Consider the following 22,452-nt stretch of genomic DNA (forward strand, 5'->3'; position numbering starts at 1 on the left):
CTATTCAAACAACTAAAATCAAATAATTACAATATGGAGTATTTAGATTTTGAAATGCCGATTAAAGAGCTTTTAGATCAACTAGATAAGTGCCAATTAATTGGTAAAGAAAGTGATGTAGATGTAAGTGCTACTTGTAAAAAAATCGACAAAAAACTAGAAAAAGCTAAGAAAGATATATATAAAAACTTAACGCCTTGGCAAAGAGTTCAGTTATCTAGACACCCTAATAGACCTTATACTTTAGATTATATTAAAGCCATTTGTGGAGATACTTTTATGGAGCTTCACGGAGACAGAAATGTAAAAGACGACAAAGCCATGATTGGTGGGCTTGGTAAAATTGGCGATCAATCTTTTATGTTTATTGGTCAACAAAAAGGGTATAATACAAAAACACGTCAGTACAGAAATTTTGGGATGGCAAATCCTGAAGGATATAGAAAAGCGTTACGTTTAATGAAAATGGCAGAGAAATTTGGTATCCCTGTGGTTACCTTATTAGATACTCCAGGTGCTTATCCTGGTTTAGAGGCCGAAGAACGTGGGCAGGGTGAGGCTATTGCTAGAAACATATTAGAAATGACACGTTTAAAAACGCCAATTATAACTATTGTTATTGGTGAAGGAGCGTCTGGTGGAGCTGTTGGTATTGGTGTTGGTGATAGAGTGTATATGATGGAAAATACTTGGTATACGGTTATTTCTCCAGAATCTTGTTCTTCTATTTTATGGAGAAGTTGGGAGTATAAAGAACAGGCTGCTGCTGCATTAAAATTAACGGGTACTGATATGAAGAAGTTAAAATTAATTGACGGAATTATTGAAGAGCCAATTGGTGGTGCACATACGGATAGAGCAGGAGCTTTTAAAGCTGTTGAAGAGCAAATTCTTTCTGCTTTTGAAGAATTAAAAGATTTAAATGATACCGATTTAGTTATGCAAAGAATGGATAAATATGCAGCAATGGGTGTTTATAAAGAATAATAAAAAGAAGTAAAGCATAAAAAAAAGCGAAATCTAAATTTAGATTTCGCTTTTTTTTATGCTTGTGTGTAATATTAAATATCCAAAGATTCTAATAGAGCTTTTAATCTAGGATCAGAAGGTCTTGGTGCATTTGCATCTACAATGTTTCCTTGTGGATCAATTAAAATAAATCTTGGAATACCAGAAATTTGATATGCTTGTTGAAAACTAAAATCTTGTCCTGCCCAAAGTTGTACTCCTTTTAATTCATTTTCTTTTACAAAATCTCTCCATTTTTTTTCTGCAGCTTCCCAAGTTCCACCACTTCTTCTAGATTCGTCTGTAGAAATACTTACAAATTCAATGTTTTTATTATGGTATTCTTTTTCAATCTTTTTTAAAGAAGGAATTTCTCTAATACAAGGTCCGCACCAAGTTGCCCAAACATCTATATACACGTATTTCCCTTTAAAAGAGTCTAAAGATTTTTCACCTCCTTTTACGTCTTTATAACCTTCAAATTTAGGAGAAGCATTTCCTTTTGCCATCTTCTTGTTTGATTCATACGTTTTTTCAAAATACTCAAACATTTGTGTGTTTTGTTTAGATGCCATGTCAACTAAAGAGCTATCTAAATCATTGTAAGAAGTTAAAATACTATCAAATTCTTTTTTTAATAAACCTACTTTTGTGTCAAAAGCATCTTTATCTAAAGCAAAAATATCAGCAGGGTTTCCTATACTCTGACTTTTTTCTAACTGAGCCATTATAAAGCTTGTGTTAGAAGCTCCGTTTCCAGAATATGTAAAGCTTGTCATAAATTTATCTGCATCACCGTTAACAGTAATGTCAAACCCATTTTTTAAATAAATTGGAGCTCTTTTTTCTTTACTTGTTTGAAAAGTGTAGATGTCTATTTTGGAAACTTTTAAAGTATCTTTAAAAGAACCATCTTCTTTAATGTCAATGGTTTTAACAACACCTGTTCTGCCAGAAATTGTAATAATAGAATCTTTATTGTTTTCTAGTTTTCCTGATAAAGAAATGTATTCTTTAGAATGTTCTTTTGTACAAGAAGCAATTACTAGCATGGTAAAAAGTGCAAGACTTATTTTTTTCATTTTTTAAATTCTTAAGTTTAAAAGCAAAGATATCACTTCTCTATAAATAAAAATAGTTAAAATAGAATCGAAATAATAGTTTAAAATAATGATTATTTGAGTGTAGCCTGTAGATTTACTTTTGATAAATAATCTAGATATTTTTTTCTTCTGATAAAAGCTTGTGTTTTTAATACGGGCTTTTTATTTATTTTTTACAAAAATTAATTTATGTCGGCTTTTTGTGTTTTCTCTTTGTTCTAATTCAAACTTACCGATAGATTTAATAAGTGGAGTTAATTTATCGAAACCATAGTTTCTAGAGTCAAAATTAGGTTGCTTTTTTTGAAGTAAACTTCCTACATCACCTAAAAATGCCCAACCATCTTCGTCAGATAAATCAGAAATAGTAGAAGAGATTAGTTTAATTACTTTAGATGTTATTTTATCTACACTATCTTTTTCATTATCTTTTTGAGGTGTATTTTCTTTCTTTTCGGTTTGCTTTCTAATGATTTCGATATAAATAAATTTATCACAAGCAACAATAAAAGGATTCGGAGTCTTTTTTTCTCCAATACCAATTACTTGTTTTCCGGCTTCTCTTAGTCTAGTAGCTAATTTTGTAAAATCGCTATCACTAGAAACCAAGCAAAATCCATTTACTTTTTCGGAGTACAGAATATCCATGGCATCAATAATCATTGCTGAATCTGTTGCGTTTTTACCAGTAGTGTATGCGTATTGTTGAATGGGGGTAATGGCATTTTGTAATAAAAGGTTTTTCCATTTAGATAAATGCGGACTCGTCCAATCTCCATAAATTCTTTTAATAGTAGGATTTCCGTATTTAGCAATTTCCTCCATCATTTCTTTTACGTGGGCAGAAGGTATGTTGTCTCCGTCTATAAGAACTGCGATATTCATAGTAGTTGTTTTATTTGATTGTTAGTTGTGTAAAATGAAAATGCGCTTTACAATACTTTTTTTGTAATGAGTAAAAAGTAAAGTTAGTTTTTTGCTTTCAAAAAATCAATAAGAATAACAGTTGTTTTTAGGGGTGTGTTGTCTTGGTTATTATTTTTTTAGGTAATTGTTTTATCAACAAGTATAAATGGTTGTTTTAAAATAAAAATCCCAAACAAAGTTTGAGATTTATGTATGTGTGTATTGTTTAATTGGTTTTAATTATAGGTCCATCTACAACTAAAACGTCTATGCCTAGTTTTGTTAATTTATTTTTATAGTTATCATCTATTCCGGAGTCTGTAATTATTTGATCTACCTCTTCTAGTCCGCAAATTCTGCCAAAACCTTTTTTTCCAAATTTAGAAGAATCTGCTAGAATGATAATTTTTTGAGCAGATTTTATCATTACTTGGTTTAAAGATGCTTCCATGGTGTTTGTGGTGGTTAGCCCAAAATCTAGATCTATACCATCTACACCTAAAAATAGTTTTGAACATGTAAATTCAGATAGCATTTTTTCTCCAAATGGTCCAATAATAGAAGATGAACTTTTTCTTAAAGTACCTCCAAGTTGAATAACTTCTACGTCAGGAAGTTCAGAAACAATTAAAGCTGCATTTAAAGATGCTGTTAAAACCGTGATTCCTTGAGTAGGTTTAATTTGATTAGCCATTTGTATAATGGTAGTTCCTGATGCTAGAATAATACTGTCAAAAGGTTCAATTAATTCGGCTGCTTTTGTGGCAATTTTGTTTTTTTCTTCTTGATGAAGTTTTTCCTTCTCGTTAACGGTTCTTTCGTGTGTGTAAGGGTTTATTTGAATGGCTTTACCGTGAGATCTAAATAGTAAATTTAATTCTTCAAGAAGTTTTAAGTCTTTTCTAATGGTTACCGAAGAAACGTTAAACTCCTTACTTAAGTCTAATACCGTAACATGTCCTTCTTTTTCTAGTTTGTTTAGAATTAGTTTATGTCTTTCAGCAATGTTAATTCCCATTTTATTAATTTTTTTTGTGTAACAAATATAGTTAATAAAATTCCCGTAAAAGAAAATTATGAACGTTTTGAAATATTTTTTCGATATTAAAGTTTCGTTTTTGGGGTTAAAAACAATAAAAAGAAAGTGTTAATTACCTTTTTTGTTGCTTATGTTATCATTTTGTTTCTTTTTAAAGCCTTATGAAACCTAATGTTTCGAAAAATTACAAAAAAATTGTTTCAAAATGTTTCGTTTTGTTTTAAAAAGATGATATCTTTACAATCAGAAGTTTACAAATAATTAATAAAAGATATTATGGTTAGAAGTGAAATGATAAAAAAGTTAAGTAGCAATACTAAAGAGTTTGATTTCATTGTAATTGGTGGAGGGGCTACTGGTATTGGTGTTGCTTTAGAAGCTTCGGCAAGAGGGTACTCTGTATTGTTGTTAGAAAAATCAGATTTTACAAAAGGAACATCAAGTAAAGCTACAAAGTTGATGCATGGTGGAGTAAGATATTTGGCGCAAGGAGATGTTGGTTTGGTTAGAGAGGCGGTTGTAGAGAGAGGGTTGATGTTAAAAAATGCACCACATATAACTAAAAGTCAGTCATTTATAATACCTACGCATGGTTTGTATGATGAGGTTTTGTATACCGTTGGTTTAACGTTTTATGACTTGTTGGCTGGTAAGCTAAGTTTGGGTAGGTCTAAAAGAATATCAAAAGCAAAAACATTAAAACGTATATCTCTTATCAACCCAGATAAAATATCTGCAGGTGTTGTCTATTATGATGGTCAGTTTGATGATAGTCGTTTGGCTATTAATGTTTTGCAAAATTGTGTAGAAATGGGGGCGGTAGTGGTTAACTATTGTTCGGTTGCAGGATTGGTAAAGGGTTCAGATGGTAAGGTAACGGGTGTTCGTGTGCATGATGAGGAAGAAGGGAAAGAATATGAAATAAAAGGAAAGCAAGTTGTAAATGCAACCGGTGTGTTTGCAGATGATATTTTACAGATGGATGCTCCGGGAGCAGAAAAAACAATTGCTCCGAGTCAAGGGGTGCATTTAATTTTAGATAAATCATTTTTACCAGGTGATGACGCGATAACAATACCTAAAACCGATGATGGTAGGGTGCTTTTTCTAGTGCCATGGCACGATAAGGTTATTGTGGGTACAACAGATACGCCTATAGAAAAAGAGTCTTTAGAGCCAGTTGCGCTTCAGGAGGAAGTAGATTTTATATTAAGTACAGCAAGTAGATATTTAACAAAAGCCCCTAAAAGAAGTGATGTTTTAAGTGTGTTTGCAGGTTTACGTCCTTTAGCAGCGACAAAAGGACATAGTGATAAAACAAAAGAAATTTCTAGAAGTCATAAAATTTATACGTCAAAATCGGGTATGCTAACCATGGTTGGTGGTAAGTGGACTACTTTTAGAAAAATGGGTGAAGACTTAGTAAATAAGTCAGAAAAATTACATGGTTGGTCTCATATTCCTACAAAAACAAGACACTTAAAGATTCATGGATATAAAGAAAATGTAGATTTTACAAAACCTTTTTATTTCTATGGTTCGGATGAAGAAAAAATGTTAAAACTAGCAAAAGATGAGAATCTAGAGAGTTTTATTAGTCCGTCATCAAAAGTAATAGAAGCGCAAGTTGTGTGGGCGGTTAAGCATGAGATGGCGAGAACTGTTGAAGACTTTTTAGCAAGAAGAACTCGTTGTCAATTATTGGATGCAAAAGAAAGTATAAAAATGGCTCCTAAGGTTGCTAAAATAATGGCAAAAGAATTAGGGAAAGATTTAAGTTGGGAGAAAGATCAAGTGGCAGCTTATCTAGAAGTAACTTCTAATTATATTTTATAAATAAAAACAATTTTAATTAAAACCAATTAACTAAAGATGAAAGAAAAATTAATTTTAGCATTAGATCAGGGTACAACATCATCTAGAGCAATTCTGTTTAATCATAACGGTGAAATTGTTAGAACATCTCAAAAACCTTTTGAGCAAATATTTCCAAAACCAGGTTGGGTAGAGCATTGTCCTAATGAAATATGGTCTTCACAAATTTCTGTAGCAGCAGAAGTTACTGCGCAAGAGGGTATTTCTGGAGAGGGAATTGCGGCAATAGGTATTACAAATCAAAGAGAAACAACCATTGTTTGGGATCGAGAAACAAGCGAACCTGTATATAATGCAATTGTTTGGCAAGATAGAAGAACAGCAAAATATTGCGACCAGCTAAAAGAAGAAGGTCATATTGATATGATTAAAAAGAAAACAGGTTTGGTTTTAGACGCATACTTTTCTGCAACTAAATTAAAATGGATTCTTGATAATGTTGAAGGAGCAAGAGAAAGAGCGGAAGAAGGAAAACTGTGTTTTGGTACTGTGGATACATGGTTGGTTTGGAAGCTAACAAGAGGGAAAATGTTTATTACTGATGTTTCTAATGCTAGTAGAACAATGTTACTTAATATTCATACCCTAGAGTGGGATGAGGAGTTATTAGAGTTATTTAATATACCTAAATCTATTTTACCTTCTGTTAAAGAAAGTAGCGAGGTCTATGGGGAAACAGCTACCACATTATTTTCTACAAAAATTCCAATTGCAGGTATTGCAGGGGATCAGCAAGCGGCTTTATTTGGGCAAATGTGTACAAAACCTGGTATGGTTAAAAACACGTATGGTACAGGGTGTTTTTTATTGATGAACACAGGTGAGAAAGCGGTGTATTCAGAAAACAACCTATTAACAACCGTTGGTTGGAAGATTAAAGGGAAAACTACTTATGCTTTAGAAGGGAGTGTTTTTGTAGGTGGTGCAGCGATTCAGTGGTTGCGTGATGGAGCAAGAATGGTAAGAACAGCTCCAGGTATAAATCATTTAGCAGATATGGCAGAAGATAATGGAGGTGTTTATTTTGTGCCTGCATTAACTGGCTTAGGTGCTCCTTATTGGGATCAATATGCTCGTGGGGCAATGCTTGGGATTACTCGTGGTACTACAGATGCTCATATTGCACGTGCAACTTTAGAGGGAATTGCTTTTCAGGTGTATGATATTGTTAAGGCGATGGAGGCGGATGCTGGAGAAAAAAGTATCGAGTTAAGAGTTGATGGTGGAGCGGCAGCAAGTGATTTATTATTACAAATACAATCAGATTTATTTGGTTTTAAGATTATTCGTCCAAAAACACTAGAAACAACTGCTTTAGGGGCTGCATATTTAGCCGGTTTAGCGGTAGGTTATTGGGATAGTGTTGATGATATTCAGGCGCAATGGATTGTCGATAAAGAGTTTTTTCCTAAAATGGAGAAAGAGAAAGTTGATAAAATGCTGCATTACTGGCATAAAGCAGTGGCATGTGCTCAAAACTGGATAGAGGATTAATCAATTGTTTAATAATAAAAAATTAAAATATGTCAATTTTAGTAGCAGAAATATTAGGGACAATGTTAATGATTCTATTAGGTAATGGAGTTGTTGCTAATGTTGTTTTAAACGGAACAAAAGGAAATAGTTCGGGTTGGATTGTAATAACTACAGGTTGGGCATTGGCTGTATTTGTAGGGGTTATTGTTGCAGGACCTTCGAGTGGTGCGCACTTAAATCCGGCGGTAACCATAGCTTTGGCAACGGCAGGAAAGCTTTCTTGGGGTTTGGTGCCAGAGTATCTTGCAGGAGAAATGATAGGCGCTATGTTAGGTGCGTTTTTAGTGTGGGTGTTTTATAAAGATCACTTTAAAACAACAGATGATGAAGGTGGAAAATTAGCTTGTTTTAGTACTGGGCCAGCAATTAAAAATTCGTTTTCAAATTTAATGAGTGAAATTATTGGAACCTTTGTTTTAATCTTTGTAATACTTTATTTAGCAGGACCAAGTATTGATCTTGTTGGAGATATCGATGCAAGTGCGGTAATTGGGTTGGGGTCTTTAGGAGCGATTCCTGTAGCGTTTTTGGTTTGGGCAATTGGTTTGTCTTTAGGAGGTACTACTGGTTATGCAATTAACCCAGCAAGAGATTTAGGACCAAGAATTATGCATGCAATTTTACCGGTAAAAGGAAGTAGTGACTGGGGATATGCGTGGATACCTATTGTAGGGCCTGTTATTGGTTGTGTATTAGCAGCGTTATTATATGTTGCTTTGTTGTAAAGCTATTCGATAAATTTTAAAATAAATAAAATGAAAAAAGTATTATTAATACTTGTAGCTGCATTTGCGGCACAGATAAGTATTGCTCAAAATAAAGAATTGAAAGAGAGTCCAATTGACTTTAGTGTTGATGTTAAAACAAATCACCTTTGGAGAGGGTTGATTATAACAGATAAACCGATGGTTGCAGTTTTTACCTCGATTAAACTGAATAAATCAGGTAGCTTTACAACTGGTTTTTGGGGAGGTATGTCTTTCTCTAATGAAAGCGATGGTACTTCTTATAAAGAAATAAATTACTATGTACAATATGCAAAAAATGGATTGTCTTTAGCTTTATGGGATTTGTATAACACAAGAGGAGCTATTAATCCAGATGTTTGGGATTATGATAAAGAAACTTCTGGACATTTATTAGATTTAAGAACGTCTTATAATTTTGGAGAAAGTTTTCCTTTAACGTTAGAAGCAGATGTTTTGTTGTATGGGGGTAAAGATGGTCAATATGATCAAAATATAGATTTTGAACAACGCTATTCTACGTATGTTCAGGTTTCGTATCCTTTGGTTAAAGATGCTAAAGTTAATTTAGATGGATTTGTGGGAGCGGGATTTTCTTTAAACGGTGATACGCATTTGTATGGTGATGGTCAAGAAAATTTTGATTTAGTAAATGTGGGACTTACAGCTTCTAAAACAGTAATGTTGGGAGACTATGGTTTGCCTGTTTCAACTACTGTACTTTGGAATCCTTCTTTAAAGTATGCAAGAGTTCAATTGGCTTTTAGTCTTTTTTAAAGAAATATTTGTTTTTAGTGAATAAAAAATCCCAAACTTTCGTTTGGGATTTTTTGATTTATCAATGTTTTTATTTCTTTAAAACTTCAAGAATTTTAGAAAAGACTTTATTGTTTTCGTAAATACCTTGAAACTCATCCGATTTAGGTCCGTACGCAAAAATAGGAACCATGATTCCTGTGTGGTCGTAAGATGCAAAATAACCTTCTATTTGATGTTTTTTTACATTACCTTGAGGAATGCTAAAACCAGAGGTTTCGTGATCTGCTGTTATAATCACTAAAGTTTCTTGATTGTTGTCAGCAAAAGTGAGTGCTTCGGTTATGGCTTTGTCAAAATCTATAGACTCAGCTAAAATTCCTGCAGTATCGTTAGAATGACCAGCATGATCTATTTTGGCAGCTTCAATCATTAAAAAGAACGGTTTTTCTTTTTTACTTAAAAACTCAAGTCCGGTTTTGGTTGCTTCAGCTAACATATGTCCTCTACCATCAATAATAGATTTCATTCCGTGTTCAGACATAAAAATTCCTACTTTATCATCCGTAGTGTTTTTTAAATCCTTGATAGATGAAATTATTTTAAAGTCATTGGTAAGGTTTGTGTTTTTGAAAGTCGATGAACCTCCTCCGATAAAAAGATTTAATTTACTATTGATTAAATCTTCTGAAATTGTAGCGTTGTCGGATCTGTCTTTTGCGTGTGCGTAAAATGAAGCTGGTGTTGCTCCTAAAATATTATCTGTTGTAATAACAGCAGTACTGTAGTTTTTCTTATGTAAAATCTCAGTGATATTTTCTAAAGATTTACCATTTATATCTGTACCAATGGCTCTGTTGTTTGTTTTTTTACCAGTTGCTAAAGCTGTACCTGCAGCAGCAGAATCTGTTGTAAAATCGTCAGCTGCTTGTGTTTTTATAAAACCAATACTTTTTAATTGAGTTAAGGATAATTCGCCATTATTAATAAGTGCTGTTGATGAAATCTGAGCCAACCCATTTCCATCACCAATTAATAAAATGATATTTTTAACAGGTGTTTGTTTTTTGTCTGATTTAAAAGTTGGTTTGTATACTTTAGAAAATGAAGTTGCAGTAACCAATCTGTTAGGTAAAGATTTAAAATAATTGACGCATTCAAACGGTAGGTCTGTATTTATGATGTTTACGCCAATATCAGACAAAGATCTCCAAGTTCTTTTAGAATCTGGAGTTCCCCAAAAACGGAAAAGCTTTTTTGTTTGAATTGCTTTTTTTGTAATATCAGAAACGCGTTTGTAGTCATCATGAGTTAATCTTCCTTTTCCATTCCAGTTAGAATAGTTTTTAAAATTTAAACTAACCATGGCAACTTTTTTCCAAACTTCTGATGAAATAGGTTTTTCTAATTCTTGATAATCAAAAAAGATAAAGTTTGGGTAATTTACATATTCTAAAGGTTTAGGTCTGTTTCCTGAAATAACAAATTTAATTAGATTGTTGTTGAGGATAGTAGGATGTTTTTTTAAAACTTCTACCAGTTTATTTAAAGTTTTTTTAGCATCCGATTTAATATCAATTAAAAGAATTAATTGCTCATTCTTTTTGTACTTCATATTAAGTACGGTTTCTAATGGATTTAAGTATAATGCTTCTAATGTTTTTGATGTAGAGATATCTTCATAATTATGAGCGACATACAAATTATTGTTTTTTAGAAAAATATCCGCTTCAAAAGAAGTTGCTCCGTTTGCAAAAGCATTCCAAAAAGGTACCGATTGATTGTAGTCGTTATGGGAGTGAACAATTGTTTTATTCTGAGCAATACTTTTGTTATTAAAACTAAAAAAGATTGCCATTAAAATAAATAAAGTTTTTAGGTTTTGTATCATTTTAAAACTATTTATTGATGAATTCTTTGAGGAAAAAGAAATCATTATTTTATTATATATAAAAAGGTGTTGAAAAGATTCAACACCTTTTTTAAAGAAGGTAATTTAGGTTTACCAGCCTTTGTTTGGTGCAATTCCTGATGAATTTACAGCGTTGTTAGGTATTGGCCAAACATGCATGTAAGAAGCGTCAAAATTTCTAGCAGGCCAAATTTCTTCAACTGTATAAGTAGAATTAGGGTTTGCTCTATCATAATGAATTCTACCATGTAAGGGTTTGCTATATGTCTCTTCAGCATCTCCCCAACGCACTAAATCAAAGTGACGATCTGCGTATTCACCAGCAAGTTCTACGCGTCTTTCGTGTTTTAAATCGCTGATGGTTGCATTTGAAATTGCAGTAAGTCCTGCTCTAGCTCTGACTAAGTTTAAAGGAGTGTCACCATTTTTTCCTTGCATAATTAAGGCTTCTGCTTTTATTAATAAAATTTCAGCATAACGCAACAGGGGTACATTATAAGTAGTGGTAGGTGAATCGCCATCAGGGTTTACGTCGGTGCCAATTGGGTCTTCTTGTTGATATTCATACATGTATTTATTGAATTGAAAACCTGACAAAGAATTTTCTGATTGATATATTTTTGTTTTTCCAAAAAACTGAAATTCATCACCAAATTTAAGAATAGTAACTTCTCTTCTAGCATCGTTATTTTCAAAAGCTTCATAAAGTTCTTGGGTTGGTTGAAAATATCCCCAACCATTATAAGTTCCCCAGCCTTTGTTCTCTAACATAACTCCAGGTAATTTGCTACCTCCTTCAATACCAGAATCTACAGACCAAATGTATTCACTTGTCCAATTATTTAAATGACTGTGTAATAGCCTAAAATCTTTATCTGGATTCCCTGTATTTATTAAAGTTCTACCAGAGCCAGAGTTTGTAACAGCATCACAAGCAACAACGGCATCTGCGTATTTAGAAGCATCGTATTGTGCCCAATATAAATACGTTTTTGCAATATAGGCTAATGCCGCATCTTTATGAGCACGACCATAATCGTTAGCGTTGTACTCTGTATATAAAGGTAACAAGTCTTTTGCTTTGTTAAGGTCTTCTATAATTTGGGCATAATTTTCTACTACACTTGTAGGTCTAGTGTAGCTTCCAGCTTCGTTATTCATGTTTTCTACAGTAATAATAGGAATACCTCCATTTAAATTATCATCACCATAATGGTATGAAAGCCAATGGTAGTAAAAGCCTCTCATAAAATAAGCTTCTCCTAAAAGTCTATTTTTTAAGGTTTCGTTAATGTCCATATTAGGTACATTCAATAAAACATCATTGGCTCTACGAATCACTTTAAAGCATTTAGAGTAGATAGATTTTAAACCACTTTCGTCTCCTGTAAGGTTAAAGTTTTTAGTGTTATCTGCATAGTCCTTAATTCGACCTGTTACCATATCGTCAGAAGCGTTAATGTACCACATAAATCCTCTAGAAAATGTATCTTCATCTTTCATATAAAAATACATGCTATTGGTTGCTTCTAGGGCATCTTGTTCGCTTTTCCAAAAGTTGCTGTAAGAAGAGTTTCCTAGAGGTTCTAAATTGGTAAACTCATCAGTACAAGATGTTAGTATTAAAGAAATAAAGCTTAGGAAAACAAGTCCTGCTTTAAAAGTTTTTGTAATCATTTTCTTGATTTTTTTTAATTAATTTATAACTTTAATGATAAGCCTGCTGAGATTGTTTTTGCTACAGGATATTTTGCAACATCTAAACCTTTACCACCTATTTCAGGATCTATACCTGAATAATTTGTTATTGTAAATAAGTTTTCAGCAGAAATGTAAACGCGTAGATTAGTGTTGTTAATTAAGTGTTTAGGCACTGTGTAACCAAGTGTAATGTTTTTAAACCTTAAATAAGACGCGTCTTCTAGGTACCAGCTAGAAGTAGTACCAAAATTATGATTGTTATCTGTTGTAGAGATTATAGGTATAGTAGCATTTGTGTTTGTATCTGACCATGCATTTAAAATTCTACTGTCTAAATTATAACCTTGTAAAGAGGCGTTGTAGGCAACGTATTTATATCCGTTAAATGCTTTAACACCAGAAACTCCTTGAAAAATCATTCCTAAATCGAATCCTTTATAATCAAAGTTAAGACCAAAACTATATGTTAATTTAGGTTGGTAACTGTCCATAAACTCTTTATCGTCATTGTTTATAGTTCCATCATTGTTGGTGTCTTTAAATTTTAAGTCTCCGGCTACTGCGTGTGGTTGTATTAGCTTTCCGTCTTTTGTGTAATTATCAATTTCATCTTGAGATTGAAAAATTCCTAGATAAGGTACTAAAAATGTAGAAAATAGTTCTTTACCAACTACAGATCTGTATGGAGATAGTACGCTTCTAACGTTATCATTATGCGCAATATAATTGATGCCACTATTATTATATCCTTTTAGGTTTACTAACTTACTATTTAAGGTTGATGCGTTAGCGTTTAAAGAAAACTTTAAATCTCCAATAGTATTTGAGTAATTAGCAGCAATTTCTAAACCTGTATTTTTAACTTCACCACCGTTTACATCTGCAGCACTCGTACCTTGATGTTCATCTTCTAAACCTGCTAAAATCATCCCTTTGGTTGTTTTCTGAAAATAATCAAGCGTTAGTGATAATTTATTATTAAATAATTGTGTGTCTATTCCAAAATCTAAAGATTCTGATGTTTCCCATTCTAAATTAGGGTTCGATTGTTGTCCTACATAGACACCTTTGTCATTTTGTAAACCATCTTCACCGATAATTAAAGTTTGGCTACCAAGTGGAACATCAAAAGAATAATGACCTACTGGACGAATGTTTCCTATTTGTCCCCAAGAAGCTCTAAATTTTAAATCATTTATAAATTTAGAGTTGAAAAAATCTTCTTTAGATATTTTCCATGCAAATGAAGCTGCAGGAAATACACCTGATTGATTGTTTTTTTCTAAACGAGAAGTTTCATCTCTACGAATACTACCACTTATAAAATATTTTCCATCATAATTGTACATGGCTCTACCAATTGCAGATGTCAAAGCGTCTTCATAAGCGCTAGAACCGTAGCTAGATATTTCTGAAGCATTTGCGATATATTGGTTAAAGGGATCTTCGTTACTAAAGCCTTTACCCGTTTGTGTTGTGTATTCATAATCGCTAAATTGAGCAGAGTAAATAGCGGTAAGGTTTATGTTATGTCTTCCGAAAGATTTGGTATAAGATAATTGGTTATCCCAAACCCATCTATTAGTTACACTGTTGTTTTGTGTTAGGGAGTTTTCTAGACTTGTACGGCCTAATTCTGGTCTTTTAGGATAAAACGCTTTAAAGTTTTCTGTAGTTTTACTAAAAGCATAATTTGTTTTAAACTTTAAGCCATCAAGTACTTTGTATTCTAAAAATACATTTGTATTAATAAATGTTACTGGATTTTTAATGGTTGGTCTTAATAGTAACGCGGCAGGGTTGTAAACATCTCCATAGGCTCCTGCAAATTGTGATAAGTTGTAAGGAACAACCCCGTGGAACTCATTTTCATCATCATAAACAGGTGCTGCAGATGGCATGTATAATGCACTTAAAATAGAACCAGAATATCCACTAGAAGTATTCGTTCCTACAGCTTCTGTGTTCGAAAAATACAAGTTTTCGCCTAATGTAATTTTATCAGTTAATTTAAAATCACTTTTTATACGAAATGAATATCTCTCTGATTGTGTACCTAGTAAAACACCTTCGGTTTTATTGTATCCAAAAGATGACATGTAATTTATGTGTTCGCTTGCTCCACTAAGGTTGGCGTTAACGTTATGTGTGGCTGCTGTTCTAAAAATTGCGTCCATCCAATTTGTTCTTGTGGTTTGTCCCCAAGGGTTTTGAGCAGCATCATGAGCAGATTGTCTTGTGCTTCCGCCGTTATCGGCAGCTAAATTATAAACATTTGCTTGTTGTGCAGCGTTTAGTGGAGTAGGTAGGTTAGAGGCGTTTTTTAACCCAGAATAAACATCTATGCTTACCCGTGGTTTGCCTACAGTACCTTTTTTAGTCTGAATAACAATAACTCCAGATGAAGCTTGTGCTCCGTATATTGCCGCTGCAGATGCGTCTTTTAAAACAGAAACAGATGCAATATCATTTGGGTTAATTGCTGGTCCATAATAAGGTACTCCGTCAACAATTGTTAAGGGAGATTCAGAATTTACAGATCCATAACCTCTAATAACAATATTTGCGCTAGAGCTTGGGTCTCCACCTTGTTGTGTTACTGTAACACCAGCAACATTTCCTTGTAAAAAATCTGTGAAATTAGAAACCGGTCTAGAAGATAGGCTTTTAATGTTGTTTACGGTTGAAATTGCAGATGTTAAATCTCCTTTTTTAGAAGATCCGTAACCAATTAATACAATTTCATCTAAAGAATTAGCTTCTTCAGTTAAAGCTATTTTTAAGGTTTGGTTTCCAGAATAGGAAACTTCTTTTGATTGGTATCCTAGGTAAGAAAAAATTAAAATGCCTTTTTCATCATTTAATTGAATAGAAAAATTCCCATCAAAATCTGTAGATGTTCCTTTTGTTACTTGTCCTTTTAAAACAATGGTAACATTGGGTATTGGCATTCCGTCTGCACTTGAGGTAACATTACCGGTTACGGATACTTGCGCAAAAGAATAGGAAGTGCAACCTATAGCAAGCATTAAAAAGAGATAAATTTTTTTCATTGATATGTGTTTTTATTTGTGATAAAACTACTTTAAGGAAAGTGTGGTAAAGGGTGTTTTTGTTTCTAAAAGGAGGATTAATCATTCGAATTAGTGTGAAAAAGCAACAAATTACGTGTGGTTTTGATGCAGTAACACTTAGCTAACATTGGGGAAATCTTACAGTAACAAAGTGTTTAACTAAATTGTTCTTTATATTCTTTTGGACTTTTATCAAAATATTTTTTAAAAGCACGACCAAAATATTTAGGATCATTGTAACCGCATTCAAAACTTATTTCTGAGATATTTAATTTCTGTGATTTTAATAAAGCTGCTGCTTTTTGTAATCTAAGAGACATTATTACATCAGAAGGAGATTGTTTTAACCGCTCTTTAAATAATCGATAACATTTAACTCTAGAGATACTTAATAGGTCTACGAGCATTTCAACATTAAATGAAGGGTTGTGTAGTTCTTTTTTTATTATTTCTAAACTCTTTTTTAGCAGTTTATCATTGGCGGTTATAATAAGGTCTTTATCTGTTAAGATGTCGAATATTGTTTGTTGAAACTTGTTTTCTTTAGTGTGAGTATATTTTCTATTTATTAAGGAGTCTATTTTTTTTAGAATAAAAGATTCACTTGCCGGAAGCTGAATAACAGTGTCTATGCCAAATTCTAACAATTGTTCTTGTAGTTGGTGATTAATTTCTTCTGATATATAAATTATGGGTGTTTTTTTAATTTGAATTTCATCAGAATTATTGATGAAATATAAAAGATCCTTAGAGAAGTTGACTTGATAAAACACAATAATATCTGTCTGAATTTGTTTTGTAATAGAATTTAGGTTACTTGCTTCGTTTTCGAAAATTAAATTATACTCATTGTGTTTTAATATTTGATTTGCAGTTGCAAAACTTTCTTCATCACTAAAAATTAATACATTTTTTTTGTCTTTGGATAAAATATTTTGCTCGTTAAAATGTTTCCAAGAAATGGTTTCTATTGGTTTGTTTCTTGTGCTCATTTTTGTAATGGGTATTTGTAATGCTACTTTAAATTCTTGCTCTAAGTTATGGTTGGTGATTGTTCCTTTTAAATCTGTTAAAAGTGTTTGCAATGCTTTAAAATAGGGGCTGTAGTGTAAAACGCTATACCAATTATTCTTTAAAAGGTTACTGTTAGATGAAATTTCAATAACTAAAAATGAGTCTTTACTATTGATATTTAGGTCTAATTTACTTCCGCTGTCGGAATATTTACTAATATCATTAAAAAAGTACTGCAGTGTTAGTTTAAAACGTAACACATCAATTTCTACCCAATTAATAGAGGTGTCTATGGTAAAGTTAAAATTTACCTTATTGGTTTGTAAAGATTTTTCTAAATAATGAATGCTGTTTTTTAATACAGGAAATAAATTAATTGTTGAGGTTTTTAAGTGGGCAATATCTTTTACGTGATCTAGGTAATTCCATTCAGAAATTAGATTGACTATTTTGTTAGATTGGTCTAAAATATGATTTTTGTTGTCGTGATTTTCTGATAATAAATTTGCTCTTTCTATGATTTTAGAAATAGGTTTTTGAAACTCTAATAAAACAAAGGTTTTAAATTTTTCAATTTCAAAATCTTCATTTTTAAGGTTGTTGTGCAGTTTTAATAGTTTTTCTTTTTGAAGTAAAATTTCTTTATTTTTTTCATCTAATAGATTGTTAGCGGTCTCTAGATTTTTTTTCTGATTTTCTATAATATTAGTGCGGGCAATAATTTTGCTTTCCAGTTTTTTTTGTTGCGTAATTGCAGTTTTGTTTTTAATGTAGATTATTATGATAAATGTGATTAGTAATACAATAGATAATAGGATATAAAATAATATGGTGCTGTAGAAGGCTTTTTCTATTTTAAGTGAAAAAAGTAATGTTTCTTTATTTTCAATTCCTTGTTTGATAAGAAACTTATAGTTTCCGGAAGTTAAATTTTGGTAACTTATTTTATCATGGATGTCTAGCAAAAGCCAATTGGTGTCTCTTCCTTCTAATTTATAGAAAATGTTTTTTGCTTCTTTTTTAGGGAACCGAATAGGAATTAAGCGAATATCAATGTGATTTTTGTTGTGTTTTTTTACAATATAAGACGTGTAATTTTCATTATCATCAATCAGTAATTTAATTTTTGCTTTAGGTTTGTTAAATTGAATATTGTTGGGGTTAAAGTAATTTAATCCGTTGATGCCTCCAAAATACAAATCGCCTTTAGCATTTTGATAATAAGCTCCTTCAGAAAACTCAGAGACTTGCCATCCTCCTTTTGGGTAAAAAGATTTTACTTGAAATCCTTTTTTGCTAATTACAGCAATGCCTTTTGTGGTGCTTACCCAAACGTCATCTTTATTAGCTAGAATACCATATACCAATTGGCTGGGGAGTCCTTCTTTTTCAGTAATATTTTTAATGATGCCTTTTTTTTTGTGGTAGATACTTAGGCCTCCAAGGGTTGCAATCCAATAATAGTTTGTTTTTGTATCTTTATATACAGCGTAAGTACTGTTATTTAAGAGACCTGTATTAGTATTTATGGAGTGTAATACATTATTTTTTAAGTTAATTTGTTTTGTATCGGAATTTATAATTGTATGTTTAGATGTAATTTTTTGTACTTCTAAGGTTTTTATTTTTCCTTTTTTTACATCTAATAACTGTAAGCCGTTATTTTCTGTAGCAAGAATAAGTTCGTTATTAAAAAACTTTAAGTTTCTAATGTGATATTTAGAAATTAAATCTTGACCGTAAAAATTTTCGAAGTTATTTGTGTTTAAATTAAATTTAGCGACTCCTCCCCAGCAAGCAATCCATAATTGTTTATTATTGTCTTCAAATATGGAGTAATTTCTATCATTTGGTATCTTTTTGTTTTTCTTAGAACTGTATAAGGTGTATGTGTTATTTGTTTTTATTCTAATAATCCCTGCATAAGTACCTGCCCAAATAGTGCCGTCGGAAGCTGTAAATAGAGATCTTATGCGTTTCCAATCTGGTTGATTTGTAGCTTCTTTTATTAAGAATTCTTGATAATTTTTAGAAGTAGTGTTGTAATAAAAAAGACCTTTTGTATAATAGCCTAACCACAGTTTATCTTTTGAGTCTCTTGTTATTGCGCGTAAAGTTTCATTAGGTAAGTTTGGGAATTCTATTGGGTGTGGAGCAATGGATAGTGTTTTTTCTGAGTTTGAATATGCCATACACATTCCGCCATCTTTTAAACCAAGCCAAATGTTTTCAAATAAATCTTCGTGTAAAGTTTCTATTTCGTTGCTTTTAAAGCTTTCTGTAGAGTAGGGGTTTTTAGTGTAGTTTTCTATGTGGTATTTGTTTCCTTTGTCTAATTTGTTTTTTAGAATAAACAACCCGTTTTTACGGGTAGCATACCAGATGTTACCTCTTTTATCTTTTAAAATATTATTGATAATTAGATTTGGATATTTAGCTAATAGAATTTTTTTTAAAGAGTTGTTTTCTGTATTTCTATTTAATTGATTTATTTTTTGAAATTTCCCTAAAATAAATTCATAAAAATCATTTTCTGTTTGGACTAAAATATTCCCATTATTTGATGTAAAGATATTATGAACCTTGCTGTTGAATGTGTAATTTTTAAACTCTTTATTGCCAAGGTATCTGCTTACTTTAGAGTGTTCTGTAAGTATCCAAATACTTCCATTTTTGTCTCGCTTAATTTTAGTAACATAATTACCTGCAATAGAATTTGGAGTAGTTATATCGTGCTTAAAAATGGTGAAATTAAATCCATCATAATAATTTAGGCCGTCCCAAGTGGCAATCCATAGACCTCCATTAATATCATTTTCGATATCTACTACAGAATTGTTTGATAATCCATCTGTTGTTGTAAAATTTTTAAATTTAATTTGTTGTGTAAAAGCTTGTAGTGTAATAAAGCAAATTAATAAAGAAATCCTTGTCATTACTTTTGTTATTAACCAACAAGGGTATAACTAGTAAATGACTTGAATATAAAGGTTGTGTTAAGTTAAAGGAAACTATTAACGAAGTTTTGTTTGTTATTGTTAAGAAGAATATTATTGTGCTATCGTTTTTTTTAATTGGAGCAATAATAATCAATTGTTCGAATTAGGAAAGGTGCTATTTATAACTAAAAAAATCCCAAACTTTCGTTTGGGATTTTTACTATTTTTAAGACTCTGTTTCTGTTCTTGTTTCAGGTTTCTTTTCGCCTTTTTCAATTTTAATGGTGAGTTTGTTTTCTTTCTCATCCAAATCCATTGTTATGGTGTCTCCCTCGTAGAGTTTAGAGTTTACAATTTCTTCTGCCAAAGCATCTTCAATGTATTTCTGTATGGCTCTTTTAAGTGGTCTTGCACCGTACTTTTTATCAAAACCTTTGTCTGCTATGTAATCTTTTGCTTTTTCGCTTAGTTTTAATGTATAGCCTAAATCAGAGATTCTGTGTAATAGCTTATCTAGCTCAATATCTATAATTTCATGAATATCGTTTCTTTCTAGAGCGTTAAATATAATTACATCATCAATTCTATTTAAAAACTCCGGAGCAAAAGATTTCTTTAAAGCGCCTTCTAGTACAGATTTAGCATGTTCATCTGCTTGTGCTGTTTTAGCAGAGGTACCAAAACCAACTCCGCCGCCAAAGTCTTTTAATTGTCGTGCACCAATATTAGAAGTCATAATAATTATGGTGTTTCTAAAATCAATTTTACGCCCTAAGCTATCTGTAATATGTCCATCATCTAAAATCTGTAGCAACATATTAAATACATCTGGATGCGCTTTTTCTATTTCATCTAATAGGATAACAGAATATGGTTTTCTTCTAACTTTTTCTGTTAGTTGACCACCTTCTTCATAGCCAACATATCCCGGAGGCGCTCCTATTAAACGAGAGATAGCAAATTTCTCCATGTATTCACTCATGTCAATTCTAATTAAAGAATCATCAGAATCGAATAGCTCACGTGCTAAAACTTTAGCCAATTGTGTTTTACCAACACCTGTTTGTCCTAAGAAAATAAAAGAACCAATTGGTTTGTTAGGGTCTTTTAATCCAACTCTGTTACGCTGAATTGCTTTTACAACTTTGGTAACAGCGTCATCTTGTCCAATTACTTTTCCTTTAATTAAGGCAGGTAATTCGTGTAATCTGCTAGTTTCTGCTTCTGCAACTCTGTTTACAGGAATGCCTGTCATCATAGAAACTACTTCGGCAACATTATCTTCAGTTACAATTTCTCTATTTAATTTAGAGTCTTCTTCCCATTGGTTTTGGGCAGAATTTAAAGCAGCTTCCATGTTTTTTTCATCATCACGCAACCTAGCAGCTTCCTCGTATTTTTGTCCGTTTACAGCTTTTGTTTTTTGGTCCCTAATAATTTCTAATTGAGATTCAAGTTCTAAAACCTGTTGCGGAACCACAATGTTTGTAATATGAATTCTAGAACCTGCTTCATCTAAAGCGTCAATAGCTTTGTCTGGTAGGTATCTATCTGTCATGTATCTATTGGTTAATTTTACACAAGCTTCAATAGCGTTATCTGTGTAATTTACATGGTGGTGTTCTTCGTATTTGTTTTTGATGTTTTGTAAAATCTGAATCGTTTCATCAACAGAAGTTGGATCTACAATTACTTTTTGAAAACGACGTTCTAAAGCACCATCTTTTTCTATGTTTGTTCTAAATTCATCCAACGTAGTTGCGCCAATACATTGTATTTCTCCCCTTGCTAAAGCAGGTTTTAACATGTTAGAAGCGTCTAAAGAACCTGTTGCGCCACCAGCACCAACAATGGTGTGAATTTCATCAATAAAAAGAATGATATCATCATTTTTTTCTAACTCATTCATTAAGGCTTTCATGCGTTCTTCAAACTGACCACGATATTTTGTGCCAGCTACTAAACTTGCTAAATCTAAAGAAACAATACGTTTGTCAAATAAAATTCTCGAAACTTTTCTTTCGATAATTCGCAAAGCCAAACCTTCTGCTATGGCAGATTTACCAACACCTGGTTCTCCAATTAACATTGGATTGTTTTTCTTTCTACGACTTAAAATTTGAGAAACTCTTTCAATTTCTTTTTGTCTACCAACAACCGGGTCTAATTTTCCTTTTTCTGCTAAATCTGTTAAATCTCTACCAAAATTATCTAATACCGGAGTCTTCGATTTTTTTACGGTTTTTCCTTTTTGGGGTTGATCAAAAGGATTCGATTTTTCTGACGCGTATTCATCATCAGAAGGAGTTTCTGCAATAGGATTTATTGGTAAATCTGCTTCTAAATCATCTACATGTAATTGTTTGTAAAGCGCTTTCGCTTCCTCATAATTCACATGATATTTATGAATCAACTTTGTGGTTGGGTCATTTTCGTTTCTTAGGATGCAAAGTAATAAATGTGCCGTATCTATAGATTCGCTCTGATATAATTTTGCTTCTAAAAAAGTTGTTTTTAAAGCTTTTTCTGCTTGTCTTGTTAATCGTAAACTAGGCTTACCTGTACTTTCTAAAAAAGTAGGATTTGCAGGATTTAGTTGTTCTAATTTTTTGCGCAACAAAATTAAATCAACATTAAATGCTGTTAGTATTTCTATTGCTTTTCCTTCGCCTTCTCTTATTAATCCGAGTAAAAGATGTTCTGTTCCAATAAACTCTTGCCCTAAACGTAGCGCCTCTTCTTTACTGAAAGTAATTACATCTCTGACCTTTGGTGAAAAATTATCGTCCATATTTCTTTCTGTCTATAATTGATGTGTTGTAAATTTAGTCCTTTTTTTTTAT

At 32.1% G+C, this 22,452-nt stretch carries 13 protein-coding genes; 5 read left to right on the plus strand and 8 right to left on the minus strand.

Going from position 1 to position 22,452, the window contains the following annotated elements; translation table 11 throughout:
• Nucleotides 1-33 precede the first annotated feature (33 nt).
• A complete protein-coding gene (locus WHD07_RS16885; protein ID WP_105047939.1) occupies nucleotides 34-987 on the plus strand; it encodes an acetyl-CoA carboxylase carboxyltransferase subunit alpha in 954 nt (317 codons plus the stop codon).
• Nucleotides 988-1,061: 74 nt separating this feature from the next.
• On the opposite strand, the gene WHD07_RS16890 is transcribed toward WHD07_RS16885, so the two are convergent.
• From WHD07_RS16890 to WHD07_RS16900, 3 genes are all read right to left on the minus strand, one after another.
• A complete protein-coding gene (locus WHD07_RS16890; protein ID WP_343329333.1) occupies nucleotides 1,062-2,090 on the minus strand; it encodes a TlpA disulfide reductase family protein in 1,029 nt (342 codons plus the stop codon).
• A gap of 183 nt (nucleotides 2,091-2,273) precedes the next feature.
• The gene (locus tag WHD07_RS16895) at nucleotides 2,274-2,996 is read right to left on the minus strand and encodes an NYN domain-containing protein (RefSeq protein WP_105047941.1); all 723 of its coding nucleotides are present in this window, start codon (nucleotides 2,994-2,996) and stop codon (nucleotides 2,274-2,276) included.
• Between the two features lie 247 nt (nucleotides 2,997-3,243).
• Nucleotides 3,244-4,035, minus strand: coding sequence for a DeoR/GlpR family DNA-binding transcription regulator (locus WHD07_RS16900; protein WP_343329334.1), 792 nt, complete (start codon nucleotides 4,033-4,035; stop codon nucleotides 3,244-3,246).
• 297 nt (nucleotides 4,036-4,332) lie between these two features.
• Here WHD07_RS16900 and WHD07_RS16905 point away from each other — a divergent pair, with 297 nt between their 5' ends.
• Genes WHD07_RS16905 through WHD07_RS16920 form a run of 4 tightly spaced genes read left to right on the plus strand, consistent with a single transcriptional unit; the run spans nucleotide 4,333 to nucleotide 8,990 of the window.
• Nucleotides 4,333-5,892: a glycerol-3-phosphate dehydrogenase/oxidase gene (locus WHD07_RS16905; protein ID WP_343329335.1), complete on the plus strand. Its 1,560-nt coding sequence runs from the start codon at nucleotides 4,333-4,335 to the stop codon at nucleotides 5,890-5,892.
• A 36-nt stretch (nucleotides 5,893-5,928) separates the two neighbouring features.
• Nucleotides 5,929-7,425 (plus strand): glycerol kinase GlpK, encoded by a 1,497-nt coding sequence (gene glpK, locus WHD07_RS16910; protein ID WP_343329336.1) that lies wholly within the window; start codon nucleotides 5,929-5,931, stop codon nucleotides 7,423-7,425.
• Between the two features lie 29 nt (nucleotides 7,426-7,454).
• Nucleotides 7,455-8,192 (plus strand): MIP/aquaporin family protein, encoded by a 738-nt coding sequence (locus WHD07_RS16915; RefSeq protein ID WP_343329337.1) that lies wholly within the window; start codon nucleotides 7,455-7,457, stop codon nucleotides 8,190-8,192.
• Nucleotides 8,193-8,222: 30 nt separating this feature from the next.
• A complete protein-coding gene (locus WHD07_RS16920; protein ID WP_343329338.1) occupies nucleotides 8,223-8,990 on the plus strand; it encodes a hypothetical protein in 768 nt (255 codons plus the stop codon).
• A gap of 70 nt (nucleotides 8,991-9,060) precedes the next feature.
• Here the strand turns inward: WHD07_RS16920 and WHD07_RS16925 are convergent, their stop codons facing one another.
• The 5 genes from WHD07_RS16925 to WHD07_RS16945 all read right to left on the minus strand — a co-directional run bounded on the left by WHD07_RS16925 (nucleotide 9,061) and on the right by WHD07_RS16945 (nucleotide 22,400).
• Nucleotides 9,061-10,860 (minus strand): alkaline phosphatase, encoded by a 1,800-nt coding sequence (locus WHD07_RS16925; RefSeq protein ID WP_343329339.1) that lies wholly within the window; start codon nucleotides 10,858-10,860, stop codon nucleotides 9,061-9,063.
• A gap of 111 nt (nucleotides 10,861-10,971) precedes the next feature.
• Nucleotides 10,972-12,558 (minus strand): RagB/SusD family nutrient uptake outer membrane protein, encoded by a 1,587-nt coding sequence (locus WHD07_RS16930; protein ID WP_343329340.1) that lies wholly within the window; start codon nucleotides 12,556-12,558, stop codon nucleotides 10,972-10,974.
• A gap of 23 nt (nucleotides 12,559-12,581) precedes the next feature.
• Entirely contained in the window at nucleotides 12,582-15,635 is a 3,054-nt protein-coding gene (locus WHD07_RS16935; RefSeq protein ID WP_343329341.1) for a TonB-dependent receptor, read from the minus strand.
• A 176-nt stretch (nucleotides 15,636-15,811) separates the two neighbouring features.
• Nucleotides 15,812-19,606: a two-component regulator propeller domain-containing protein gene (locus WHD07_RS16940; protein WP_343329342.1), complete on the minus strand. Its 3,795-nt coding sequence runs from the start codon at nucleotides 19,604-19,606 to the stop codon at nucleotides 15,812-15,814.
• Nucleotides 19,607-19,835: 229 nt separating this feature from the next.
• Nucleotides 19,836-22,400: an ATP-dependent Clp protease ATP-binding subunit gene (locus WHD07_RS16945; protein ID WP_105047947.1), complete on the minus strand. Its 2,565-nt coding sequence runs from the start codon at nucleotides 22,398-22,400 to the stop codon at nucleotides 19,836-19,838.
• Nucleotides 22,401-22,452: the final 52 nt, after the last annotated feature.

It is taken from the genome of Polaribacter staleyi (assembly GCF_038024045.1).
In the GTDB taxonomy this organism is placed as follows: domain Bacteria; phylum Bacteroidota; class Bacteroidia; order Flavobacteriales; family Flavobacteriaceae; genus Polaribacter; species Polaribacter butkevichii.